General features: G+C 71.9%; 12 protein-coding genes. All 12 read right to left on the bottom strand.

Going from position 1 to position 11,585, the window contains the following annotated elements:
* Positions 1 to 62: 62 nt before the first annotated feature.
* On the bottom strand, positions 63 to 722 hold the full coding sequence (locus VFN12_RS14475; RefSeq protein ID WP_325119436.1) for a response regulator transcription factor: 660 nt from the start codon (positions 720 to 722) through the stop codon (positions 63 to 65).
* On the bottom strand, positions 689 to 2,107 hold the full coding sequence (locus VFN12_RS14470) for a sensor histidine kinase (RefSeq protein ID WP_325119435.1): 1,419 nt from the start codon (positions 2,105 to 2,107) through the stop codon (positions 689 to 691). The genes VFN12_RS14475 and VFN12_RS14470 overlap by 34 nt, the downstream gene beginning before the upstream one ends.
* Positions 2,108 to 2,441: 334 nt before the next feature.
* Positions 2,442 to 3,965, bottom strand: a complete 1,524-nt coding sequence (locus tag VFN12_RS14465) for a hypothetical protein (RefSeq protein WP_325119434.1) — start codon at positions 3,963 to 3,965, stop codon at positions 2,442 to 2,444.
* A 56-nt stretch (positions 3,966 to 4,021) separates the two neighbouring features.
* The gene (locus VFN12_RS14460; protein WP_325119433.1) at positions 4,022 to 4,231 is read right to left on the bottom strand and encodes a hypothetical protein; all 210 of its coding nucleotides are present in this window, start codon (positions 4,229 to 4,231) and stop codon (positions 4,022 to 4,024) included.
* 57 nt (positions 4,232 to 4,288) lie between these two features.
* Positions 4,289 to 5,170: a bifunctional DNA-formamidopyrimidine glycosylase/DNA-(apurinic or apyrimidinic site) lyase gene (gene mutM, locus VFN12_RS14455; protein WP_325119432.1), complete on the bottom strand. Its 882-nt coding sequence runs from the start codon at positions 5,168 to 5,170 to the stop codon at positions 4,289 to 4,291.
* A gap of 16 nt (positions 5,171 to 5,186) precedes the next feature.
* Entirely contained in the window at positions 5,187 to 5,921 is a 735-nt protein-coding gene (gene rnc / locus VFN12_RS14450) for a ribonuclease III (RefSeq protein ID WP_325119431.1), read from the bottom strand.
* A 25-nt stretch (positions 5,922 to 5,946) separates the two neighbouring features.
* Positions 5,947 to 6,132: a 50S ribosomal protein L32 gene (gene rpmF, locus VFN12_RS14445; protein ID WP_325119430.1), complete on the bottom strand. Its 186-nt coding sequence runs from the start codon at positions 6,130 to 6,132 to the stop codon at positions 5,947 to 5,949.
* A 40-nt stretch (positions 6,133 to 6,172) separates the two neighbouring features.
* Complete coding sequence (locus VFN12_RS14440; RefSeq protein WP_325119428.1) at positions 6,173 to 6,712, bottom strand: DUF177 domain-containing protein; 540 nt, start codon at positions 6,710 to 6,712, stop codon at positions 6,173 to 6,175.
* Positions 6,713 to 6,830: 118 nt separating this feature from the next.
* Positions 6,831 to 7,325 carry a pantetheine-phosphate adenylyltransferase gene (coaD, locus tag VFN12_RS14435; protein ID WP_325119427.1) on the bottom strand — a complete coding sequence of 165 codons (495 nt, stop codon included), beginning with the start codon at positions 7,323 to 7,325 and terminating at the stop codon, positions 6,831 to 6,833.
* Between the two features lie 3 nt (positions 7,326 to 7,328).
* Positions 7,329 to 7,922 (bottom strand): 16S rRNA (guanine(966)-N(2))-methyltransferase RsmD, encoded by a 594-nt coding sequence (gene rsmD / locus VFN12_RS14430; RefSeq protein ID WP_325119426.1) that lies wholly within the window; start codon positions 7,920 to 7,922, stop codon positions 7,329 to 7,331.
* A 35-nt stretch (positions 7,923 to 7,957) separates the two neighbouring features.
* Positions 7,958 to 10,195, bottom strand: a complete 2,238-nt coding sequence (locus VFN12_RS14425; RefSeq protein WP_325119425.1) for an ATP-dependent DNA helicase RecG — start codon at positions 10,193 to 10,195, stop codon at positions 7,958 to 7,960.
* A partial coding sequence (locus VFN12_RS14420; protein ID WP_325119424.1) for a DAK2 domain-containing protein occupies positions 10,192 to 11,585 on the bottom strand: 1,394 nt, incomplete at its 5' end. The genes VFN12_RS14420 and VFN12_RS14425, both read right to left, overlap by 4 nt.

Here is an 11,585-nt window from a genome sequence, read left to right as displayed (position 1 = left end):
CGGCCGCACGGCGGCCCTCCGCATTGCCGCCCCGGCCTCCGCCGCAGCCGGCTCCGCAGGATTCAGGCGTCCTCGGCCGGAAGGTGGTCGCGGGCCCAGATTGCCGCGCTGGTGCGGTCGGTCACGCCGATCCTCCGGAACACGTTGCCGAGGTGGACCTTGACGGTCCGCTCGCTGATCTCGAGCCGCCGGGCGATCTGCTTGTTGGCCAGGCCCCGTGCCACCAGCCGGAGCACCTGCAGCTCGCGGGCGCTCAGCCCCGCCCCTGGGGCCGGGGCCCGGTCGGGCAGCAGCGCGCGGGCGATCCGCGGGTCGAGAGGTGCATGGCCTGCGGCGGCGGCGCGGATCGCGGCCAGCACGTCGCCCGGCTCGCTGTCCTTGAGCAGGTAGCCGATCGCACCGGCTCCGAGGGCCTCGGAGACCCGGTCGGTCTCCTTGAAGGAGGTCAGGACGACGACGGCGCCGTCGTACCCGCCGGCGAAGAGTCGCCGGGTGGACTCGATGCCGTCGGGCCCGGGCATGGACAGGTCCATCAGCACGACGTCGGGCTGCAGCTCCGAGGCGAGACGGATGGCCTCCTCGCCGCCGCCGGCCTCGCCGACCACGCTGATGTCCTCGGTGGTCGAGCCGATCAGCCCGGCGAGGCCTGCCCTCACCAGGGGGTGGTCGTCGACCAGCAGTACGCCGATCACCGGCGCGGCACCCGGAGCCGCCAGTGGCACCCGGCACCGGGTGCCGTGGCGACCGAGAGGTCGGCTCCCGCGGCCGAGGCGACGTCGGCGAGCACCCGCACCCCGAAGTGGCCCTCGCGCGGCTTGGCGAGCACGTCTGCGGGGTCGAACCCGCGTCCGTCGTCGACGACGTCCAGGACCATCTCCTCACCCTGCTCGCGCCAGGCGATCCGAACGCTCTGCGCCCCGGAGTGCCGCCGCACATTGTGCAGGCACTCCTGGGTGATCCGGAAGACCAGGCGCTCGACCTCCGGGTCGAGGTCGATCTCGCTCTGGTCCAGGTCGAGCGTGACGTCGATGCCTCGCGAGCGGAGAGGTGCTGCAAGGTCGGCCAGCGCATCGGCGAGGCCGCCCGTGCGCAGGTTGGCGGGAAAGATGTCGACCAGCAGCGACCTCAGGCCACCGATGCTGGAGCGCAGGGTCGCGGCGACCCCGTGCAGGTCGGCGGCGAGGCCGGGGTCCTGGTGCGCCTCGGCGCGCGCGGCGGCGCCCGCCACCGTGAAGGAGGTGGCGGCCAGCTCCTGGACCACCCCGTCGTGCAGGGTGCCGGCGATCCTGCGCCGCTCCTCGATCGAGGCGTCGACGGCGCGCTCGAGCAGCTCCTCGCGCTGGCGCTGGGAGCGCCTGAGCCGGTCGAGGAGCCGCCACACGATCGGCAGGAGCAGCACGGTGAAGAACAGCAGGCTGGAGATGGTGACCCCCGCGAAGCCTCGCCACAGCAGTGCCGAGCGGTCCTGGACGACGTCGTAGGGCCGATAGGTCTCGAACAGCAGCGGCGTGTCGTTGGGCGTCAACACCGGCCCGTAGACCTCGAGCATCCTGCCGTGGCGCCGCTCGAACTTGTTCTCGGGTTCACCCAGGTCGGAGATGTCGGCGCGGGTCATGGGCTTGTCGAGCACCTCGCGCTCCTCCTCGCCGAGCGCGAACGTCTTGCCGATCAGCCTGTGCTCGTCGGAGTAGACGATGAGCCCGTCGGCCGTCCAGATCTTGACCCGCACGATCCCGGTCGTCTCCGCGAAGCCGCCGACGCCGGCGTCGGTGTTGCCCACCACGCGGTCCAGCTTGGCGATCGCCTTGGGGTCTCCCTCCAGCAGGCTGTCCTCCAGTTCGGGGGTGATGACGGACTTCGCGAGGACCTCGCTGGTGGAGACTGCGTCGTTGACCGCCTCCTTCTCGGCGAGGTCCCGGGCGGCGAAGGTGCCCCCGATGGCCACGGCGACCAGGGCGACCAGGGCGGCGACCGACACCCATCCGAGCACCTTGCCGGTGCGCTCCGGCCCGCGGTCGCGCGGGGGCGCGCCATAGGAGACCTGGACCCAGGACGGCGCTTCGGCCGCCTTGGTGGCTCGGTCACGAACAGTGGGGTGGTCGGTCATCCCCCACATTGTGCGCCTGTCGGCGCTCCGCGTGCCGGGAATCGCGATCTTCGTCGCCCGTGGTCCGGTCATCGACTCCGGGCCCTGGGTGCTTCGGCTCCGGGGCTGTCGAGCTGCTGCGGTGCTCCACGATCCGCACCGGTGTCTCAGGGGTGAACGAGGCGTTCCGGAGCACCCCGAGCGCAGCAGGCGTGGCGGCGATCATCAGTGCCACGAGCATGAGCGCAAACCTGAGCATGGGCGGGGTCCGTTCCGTTGCCGAGAACGCCACCGTCTCGCGCGCGGTGGTGCCCGCACCATCGGGCTTTCGGTCTAGTACCCGCCTGGCGCCGGGTCAGGTCTGCCGGCGCGACCGCCGGTGAAGGGCGGCTCCGAGCGCCAGCGCAGCCCCGACCAGCCCGATCGGAACCGCGCCGTTCGAGATCCGGCCGACCACCGAACGGTCGGTTACGGCGGACGGGTACGGGTTCGAGCCGCGACCGTCTCCGGGGACGTCGACGGAGTAGACGTCGAGGCCGCGGGCCAGGTCCACCGCGAGCACGACGTTGCTGCTGGCGCCCGTCTGGTTCCCCCGGCGGTCGTAGACCGGGACCCACATGGCGTCCCACACCTCGGAGATGCCCCAGTGGGCGTAGCCGTGCGACTTCAGGGCCCGGGGGTGGCGTACGTCGATGAACTGGGTCCCGCCGCCGTAGTAGCCGATCGCCACGATCCCGCCTGGTCGGTAGTCGAACCAGTGCGCGGAGCAGAAGGCCCCCCGCGGGCTCGGGAAGTTGCCGAGGTCCGCGAGCTCGACCTTGTCGAGCGGCACGATGCCGCCGCGGCCGCCGTTGAGGCTCCTGATGTGCCACGTCTGGAACGACCCGGCCTTGGCGCAGTCGGTCTGCTCGTAGTCCTCCTCGGTCACCAGCAGCACGTTTCCGTTGGCGAGGGAGGGCCGGCTGTGGGCCCGGAAGGCCTTCGCGTTGGGCCGGAACGAGTTGTGGTGGATGAAGTCGTTGTACCCCTTGGCGCCGGCCGCGTCACCCGCCCCGCCGGCCTTGCCGGTGGTGGCGAGGAGCCGGGGGTGCCGCGGTCGGTCGACGTTCCACATCGAGGAGCCGTCCCACCCGGTGTGGGTGCCGATCCCGGCATTGTCGAAGTTCCACTTGTGGCCGGCCGTCGGCGACCGGAAGGCCTGCACACCCGCCTTGTCAGGGTTGCTGTCGACCTCCCGGGGCTTCTCGATGTTGCGCAGGTCGATGATCGAGAAGGTGCCGGAGCCGCTGTCGCCCGCGGAGTAGGCGTAGCGGCAGTTGTAGTCGTCCACGCACGCGACCGTGTGGGTGCTGGTCTGCGCCGGCGCGCGGCCCACGATCTCGGGCGCCGTGGGGTCGGTCACGTCGACCACGACCACCTCGTTGCCCCCCGCGTTGAAGTGCTGGGGGTCCGCGGCCGACGCCTGGTACAGGTCGACGCCGATCAGCGCGAACCTCCGCGTGCCGTCCTCGGTGCGGCGCTCGCCGCAGTTCATCGCCTCGTTCTCGAAGACCGCGTTCTGGAGCACTCCGACCCGGGTGGGGTCGGTGGCGTCCTTGACGTTCCACACCTGGACCGACTCGAGCCCGCTGGTCACGAACAGCGGGGCGGTCTTGGTGAAGCACCCCGAGATCCCGGCCGTTCCCGGCTTGTTGGCGAGGTGCTGCACGTTGCCGCTGCGCAACGCCGTGTCCTCACCGCTCGCGAGCAGGGAGGTCCGCGCCTCGCGCAGGTCGGCGCCCTTGTCGCCGTGGGCGGAGGCGGGACCGGCAAGGATGGGGGCGATGGCCAGGCCGGCGCCGAGGGTCAGGCCGGCCGTGAGCGTGATGAGTCTGCGCATGCACGTCCCAACGAGACGACATGACTGGGGTCACGCCGTCCGCGCAGGTCCGTCGCTCAGACGGGCTGCATCTCCTGCATTGTCTCGGACCCGAGATCGAGAAGTGCGTCCGCGTGGGCAGCCGCGAGTGCGTCGTTCTCCTGCGAGAGGCGAAGCACCAGTGCCTCGAGCTCGGCCACCCTGGTGCGCAGCCGGGTGTTCTCGGCTGTCAGTCGGGCGGGGATCCGCAGGTCGCTGTTCATGTAACCGATCAGCGCCTTGGCCATGGATGAGCCTTCCCTGTGGAATGGGAGCCCCCGGTGTTGGGGCCGTCTACAAGAGTCTCACCGAGACGAGACATGGTCAATCCCGGGTCCTGCCCTCCGCCGGCGAGGCTGCGGCTGGCAGCGCGGGCAGAAGTACGACGACCTGTTCATGAACGCGACGCGGCGGATCGCGGTGCCGCAGCGCGCGCACGGCTGGCCCTCACGGCCGTAGACGGCGAGTGAGCGGTCGAAGTACCCCGACTCGCCGTTGACGTTGACGTAGAGCGCGTCGAAGGACGTGCCGCCCTCCCCCAGCGCGTCGGTCATCACCGCCCGGGCGTGCCCGAGCAGCAGGCGGATCCGTGGGCGGGTCAGCCGGTCGCCGGGACGGTCGCCGTGGATGCAGGCGCGCCACAGCGACTCGTCGGCGTAGATGTTGCCGACCCCCGACACGAGCGTCTGGTCGAGCAGCAAGCGCTTCACCCCGGCGGTACGACGACGCACCCGCTGCACGATCGCGTCCTCGTCGAACAGCGGGTCGAGCGGGTCGAGCGCGATGTGCGCGATCTCGGGGGGCAGCTCGGCGCCGCCGGGCGACACCGACAGTCCGCCGAACATGCGCTGGTCGGCGAAACGCAGCTCCAGCCCCTCGTCCAGCACCAGGCGCACCCGCAGGTGCCGGTCGTCGGGGGCTCCGGGCGGCTGCACCAGCAGCTGCCCGCTCATGCCGAGGTGCCCGAGCAGGGCGTCACCGTTGTCGAGGGGCAGCCAGAGGTACTTCCCACGCCGCCGCGCGGCCTCGATACGGCGGCCGGTCAGGGCCAGGGCGAAGCCCTCCGGTCCCCGCGGGTCGCGACGGACGGGGCGCGGATGGAGAACCTCGACCCGGGTGATGGACCGGCCGAGCACGTGGCGCGCGAGTCCCGAGCGGACGACCTCGACCTCGGGGAGCTCGGGCACGGCTACGTCGGGAAGGTCAGTCGTTGGCGGCGGCCGTGGCGGCTCGCACGGCGGGGTCCTCGACGCCGAGGCGGGCTGCGATCTCGCCGTACGCCGTCTCCGCGGCGGCCTGCTCGGCCTCCTTCTTCGACCGGCCCACACCGTTGCCGTAGAGCTCCTCGCCCACCCGGACCTGGGCGGTGAAGGTCTTCATGTGGTCGGGGCCCTCGTCGGCGATGACGTACTCCGGCACGCCGAGCGCGTGCTCGGCGGAGAGCTCCTGCAGCGAGGTCTTCCAGTCCAGGCCGGCGCCGAGAGCGCTGGCCGCCTTGATCAGCGGGTCGAACAGCCGGTGGACGACCTGCGAGGACACCTCGAACCCGCCGCTGAGGTGGACCGCCCCGAGCACGGCCTCGAGGGTGTCGGAGAGGATCGATGCCTTGCCGCGGCCACCGGTCACCTGCTCGCCGCGGCCGAGCTTGACGTACTCGCCGAGGCCGATCTCCCGGCCGACCTCGGCCAGCGCCCGGGCGTTGACGACGGCGGCCCGCAGCTTGGCCAGCCGACCTTCGGAGAGGTCGGGGTGGGTCAGGTAGAGCGTCTCGGTCACGACCACGCCGAGGACGGCGTCGCCGAGGAACTCCAGCCGCTCGTTGGTCGGCAGCCCGCCGTTCTCGTAGGCGAACGAACGATGGGTGAGGGCTCGCTCGAGCAGCTCGGGTTCCAGCGTCGGGTTCCCGAGCGCCGCCCGGAGCTCCTCGTACCCGGTCACACCGTCGACCCCGCTGGTCGCGGGCTCAGAGGACCTGGCGACGGCCGGACCGGGCGCCGTACTGGCCACACTCCGCGCACGCGCGGTGCGGCAGGTGCTTGGCCCCGCAGGCGGGGTTGGCGCACGTCACCAGGGAGGGCGCGACGGCCTTCCACTGCGAGCGACGGTGACGCGTGTTGCTCCGCGACATCTTCCGCTTCGGGACAGCCACTGTTCTCTCCTACTACCTAGGGCCGGTTCTCGGCCTCGAATCATTCCTCGCCCTGCTGAAGCTCCTGCAGCCTCCCCCACCGCGGATCGATCGCAGCCTCGTGGGCGTGGTCCGGGTCGTCGGCCAGACGCGCACCGCACTCGGTGCACAGTCCGGGACAATCGTCCTCGCACAGCGGCTGGAACGGCAGTGCGAGCACCACCGCGTCCCGCAGCAGGGGCTCGAGGTCGAGCAGGTCGCCCTCGAGCCGGCTGGTCTCGTCGTCCTCCTGGTCGGCTGGTGTTGCGTCACCGCCCCGGTGTGAGCCCTGGTCGTGGTAGACGAACAGCTCCTGGAAACTGACCTCGACCTCGTCGGAGATCCGCTCCAGGCACCGCACGCACTCACCGTCGAGCCCGACTGCCGCCGAGCCCGTGACCAGCACCCCCTCCATGACCGCCTCCAGACGCAGGTCGATCTCGACCGGCGAACCTTCGGGGACACGAAGGACTTCGATACCCAGCCCTGACGGAGCCGGAACCGTTCGGGTCACCTTGCGCTGGGACCCCGGGCGGCGGCCGAGCTCGCGAATGTCGAGCACGAGCGGCGCTCTCGGGTCCAGGCTGCTTGAGGAGATCACTTTCCGGGTCCGGGCACACGACAGAACTGTCCGGGAATCGTAACCGCCGCGGCACCGGCACGGCAAAAGGGCAACCGGCTCAGCTCCCGGCCGGGTCGCGCTCGGCCAGCCGGCGCACCAACCGGTCGTGGACGAAGGCGGGTAGCAGCCCCGAGACGTCGCCGCCGAACGTGGCGACCTCCTTGACCAGGCTCGACGCCAGGAAGGAGTACTCCGGGCTGGTCGGCACGAAGACGGTCTCCACCTCGGCGAGCGAGGCGTTCATCTGGGCCATCTGCAGCTCGTAGTCGAAGTCGCTGACCGCGCGCAGTCCCTTGACGATCGTGCGGATGCCACGGTCACGGCAGAAGTCGGTGAGCAGCCCGGTGAACCCGTCGACGGTCACGTTGTCGAACGGCTCACAGGCCGTGCGCAGCATGTCGATCCGCTCGTCGGGGGTGAACAGCCGGCTCTTGGACTTGTTGACGCCCACCGCGACCACCACCTCGTCGAACAGGTGGGAGGCGCGGGCCACGATGTCGAGGTGCCCGTTGGTGACCGGGTCGAACGATCCGGGGCAGACGGCTCGGCGCACGGGCTACTCCTCGCTGGGGGCGGGTCCCGACGACGGGGACGGGGCGTGACCGTACCAAAGGGTGGTCTCCCCGTAGCGCTTGCGGCGCTGGTCGGTGAACCCGCCCGGCCAGCCCGGCTCCGGGCTCCGCGAGGACCGCTCGACCACCACGAGGGCGCCCGGCACGAGCCAGTCGTGGTCGACGAGGCCCTGCAGGGTGGTGGCCACCGTCTCGTCGTCGACCGGGTAGGGCGGGTCGAGGAAGGCGACGTCGTACGGCGCCGCGGGGGGACGCTGGAGGGCGCCGGCCACCGACGCGGTGACCACGTTGGCCCTGCCGAAGCCGATCGCGTTGGCGTTCCCGACGATCAGGTTCGCCGTGCGGCGATCCTGCTCGACGAGGGTGACCACCCCCGCCCCCCGCGACCAGGCCTCGAGCCCGACCGCGCCGGAGCCGGCGTACAGGTCGAGGAACCGGAGTCCGTGCAGGGATCCGCACCAGGCCTCGATCGAGGAGAACAGCGCCTCACGCACCCGGTCGCTCGTCGGGCGCGTGCTGTCTCCCCGCGGCGTCCTGATGCGGCGCCCGCCGGCGGATCCGCCGATGATCCGGGTCATGGTCGCTCCGGGTCCGCGGTTGTCGGGGTCACGGTCTACGCCTTCTCCATGAAGCCGGACTGACGAGACTGCTCCATCCGGGCCACCGCCTCGGCGAGGCGCGGCGCCCGCGCCAGCGCGGGGTCCCGATCGAGCAGGGCCTCGGCCGCCTCGCGCGCGGTGACGATCGTCTTCTCGTCGCGCAGGACCCGCAGGTTCTGCAGGCTGGAGCGGAAGCCCGACTGCGACTTGCCCAGGACGTCGCCCTCGCGACGCTGGTCGAGGTCGATCCGGCTCAGCTCGAACCCGTCGGTGGACGCCGCCACGGCGTCGAGACGCTCACGCGCCGGGGAGCCCGCCTCGGAGCGGGTCACCAGGAGGCACAACCCGGGGAGCCCGCCCCGGCCGACCCGGCCCCTCAGCTGGTGGAGCTGCGAGACGCCGAACCGCTCGGCGTCGAGCAGGACCATCGCGGTTGCGTTGGCCACGTCCACACCGACCTCGATCACGGTCGTCGACACCAGGACGTCGAGGTCACCGGCTGCGAACGCGCGCATGGTCCGGTCCTTCTCGTCCGGAGGAAGTCGCCCGTGGAGCACGCCGAGCCGGAGCCCTGCGAGCGGCCCCCGCCCGAGCTCTGCGTGGAGCTCCTCGACGGCGTTCAGCGAGACCTGCGGCGTCGTGTCGTTGCCCTCGTCGTCGATGTCGCGCTGGTCGACCTCCCCCTCCTCCGGCTCGTCGCCGGTGATCCGGGGGCAGACGACGTACACCTGGTGGCCCTTGCCGACCTCCTCGCGCACCCGCTCCCAGACCCGGTCGATCCAGTGGGGCTGGTCGGCGAGCGGCACGACGTTGGTCTGGATGGGGGCGCGGCCGGCCGGCAGCTCGGCGAGCGTGGAGATCTCGAGGTCGCCGAAGACGGTCATGGCGACGGTCCGCGGGATCGGGGTCGCGGTCATGACCAGGACGTGCGGAGGCGATCCGGCCTTGTCGGTCAGGGCCGCGCGCTGCTCGACGCCGAAGCGGTGCTGCTCGTCGACCACGACCAGGCCGAGGTCGGCGAAGCTGACGTTCTGCTCGAGCAGGGCGTGGGTGCCGATCACCAGACCGGCCTCGCCGCTGGCGATCCGGAGCAGCGACTCCTGGCGCTGGGCCTTCGACATGGAACCGGTGAGGAGCGCCACGGCCGTCGCCTCGGCGGCGCCGCCGAGCATTCCGCCACCGGCAAGGTCTCCGAGCATCGCGGTGATCGACCGGTGGTGCTGCTGGGCCAGCACCTCCGTCGGGGCGAGCAGCGCGGCCTGGCCACCCGAGTCGACGGTGCGCAGCATCGCCCGGACGGCGACCAGCGTCTTTCCGGAGCCGACCTCGCCCTGGAGCAACCGGTTCATGGGGTGGGGGCGGGCGAGCTCCTGCTCGATCACCGCGCCGATCTCCCGCTGGCCGGTGGTGAGCTCGAAGGGCAGGCGCGTGTCGAAGGCGGCCAGCAGCCCTCCCTGGTCGCCGGTCCGTGCCTGGCCGCCCTGCTCGCGGAGCTCACGGCGGCGGCGGGCGAGCACCAGCTGCGTGACCAGCGCCTCCTCGAAGCGGAACCGCTTCTGCGCCGCCCCCACCTGCCGGTAGTCGTCGGGGGCGTGGATCCAGCGCAGGGCGGTGGACACGTCGAGCAGGGAGTACCGCTCGCGCAGCTCCTCCGGGAACAGGTCGGGTACGTCGCTCACCAGGTCGAGGGCGAGCTGCACCGCCTTCTGGACGTCCCAGGAGTAGACCGTCGCCGTGACGGGGTAGATCGGGAGCAGCCCCTTGAGGCTGGCGGCCAGTCCGTCGTCGTCGCCGTTCCCGGTGAACATGACCGAGTGGGGCGAGGCGATCTGCCAGGCCTGGTTGAACCGCTGGGCCTTCCCGGTGAACATCCCGCGGTTGCCCGGGGCCATCCGGTGCTGCTCCTTGTCGGCCTGCGCCTTCCAGGGCACGAAGAACGACATCGTGAAGCCCGGGCCGTTGGTCTTGATCCGGACCTCGACGCGATAGCTGAGCTTGTTGGTCCGCCGGTTCTTGAAGCTCCTGACCTCGCTGGAGGTCACCTCACCGACCACGCTGACGACCTGGCCCTCGACGGGGGCGTCCAGCTCCGAGAGCTCCGAGGTCTCGACGTACCGGCGCGGGAAGTGGGACAGCAGGTCGCCGACGGTCTCGATGCCGAGGCCGTTGATGACGGCGTCGCGCTTCTTGGTGGCGCGGCCGAAGACGCTCGCCACCGGTGAGTCAGGGGTGATCGCGGACAACGGCCTCACTCCACCGAGAGCAGGAGCGGATAGCGCTCCTGGCCACCGTCGTAGACGACGACGTCGACGTGGGGATGGTGCTCCTCGACGTGGGAGGTGCAGCGTCGGGCCAGGTCGTCGGTCGCCCCGTCGCCGGTAACCAGGGTGACCAGGTCGCCGCCGCCGCCCAGCAGCCGTCCGAGCACCTCGGCGGCGACGGCGTACAGGTCGTCGCCGATCACCGCGAAGTCGCCCTCGACCACCCCCAGCACGTCGCCCGGCTCGCACGGCCCGGCCATGGTGATCGCCTGCCGTGCGGCGACGGTGACCGCGCCGTGACGGGCGTGGCGCGCGGTGGCGGTCATCTCCAGCACGTCCTGCTGGAAGCTCCGCCCGGGCTCGTGCACGGCGAGGGCGGCCAGGCCCTGGACCTGGGCGCGGGTCGGGATGACCGCCACGGTGAGCTTCTCGTCGCTCTCGGCGGTGCGGGCGGCGACCTCGGCTGAACGGATCGAGTCGGGGTCGTTGGGCAGGACCACCACCTCCTCGGCGCCGCAGGTGGTGATCGCCTCCAGGATCTCGCCGGTCGACGGGCGTCGGCCCGGGGCACCCTCGACCACGACGGCCCCGGCCTCGGCGAACAGCTCGGCGAGCCCCGGTCCGGCGGCGACCGCGACGATCCGTCGCCCCCGTCGTTCGACGGACTGCTGCCGGGCCTCGGCCACCTGCTCGGCGAAGTGGGTGACCCGGACCCGGTAGGGGCGCCCGGCCCGGATCCCGGCCTCGATCGCGGCGCCGACGTCGTCGACGTGCACGTGGACGTTGAACAGCCCGTCGCCGCCCACCACCACGAGCGAGTCGCCCAGCGGCGCGAGATCGCTCTTGAGCCCGAGGATCTTGTCGTCCTCGGCATCGAGCAGGTACATCACCTCGTAGGCCGGCCCGTCCTCGGTGAGGTCCCCGGCCGGGTGCGGGACCGGGATGGTCGGGCGACCGATCGGTGTCGTGACCGGGACGGGCCGGCGTCCGGTGAGGACGGTCTCCGCCGCGTCGAGGATCACGCTGAGACCGCGACCGCCGGCGTCGACGACACCGGCCTCGCGCAGGGTCGGCAGCTGGTCGGGGGTCCGGGCCAGGGCCTCCCGCGCCGCCTGCGCGGCGGCCGCCATCACGTCCCGAGCGCGGGCGTCGTGGTCGTCGGCCCTGGTAGCGCCGGCCTCCGCGGCGGCACGGGCCACGGTGAGGATGGTTCCCTCGACCGGTTCGCCCACGGCGGCGTAGCTCGCCTTGCTCGCCCGGGTCATCGCCTCGGCCATGACGGTGGCGTTGCGCTCCCCCGGCTCCCGGCCGGCGACGCGCTGGGCGAAGGCGCCGAGCATCTCGCTGAGGATGACCCCGCTGTTGCCGCGAGCCCCCAGCA

This window comes from Nocardioides sp. (genome assembly GCF_035703625.1).
Classification (GTDB): Bacteria; Actinomycetota; Actinomycetes; order Propionibacteriales; family Nocardioidaceae; genus Nocardioides.
Note: the sequence above shows the minus strand (reverse complement) of the source record. Positions and strands in the feature narration are given on the sequence as shown.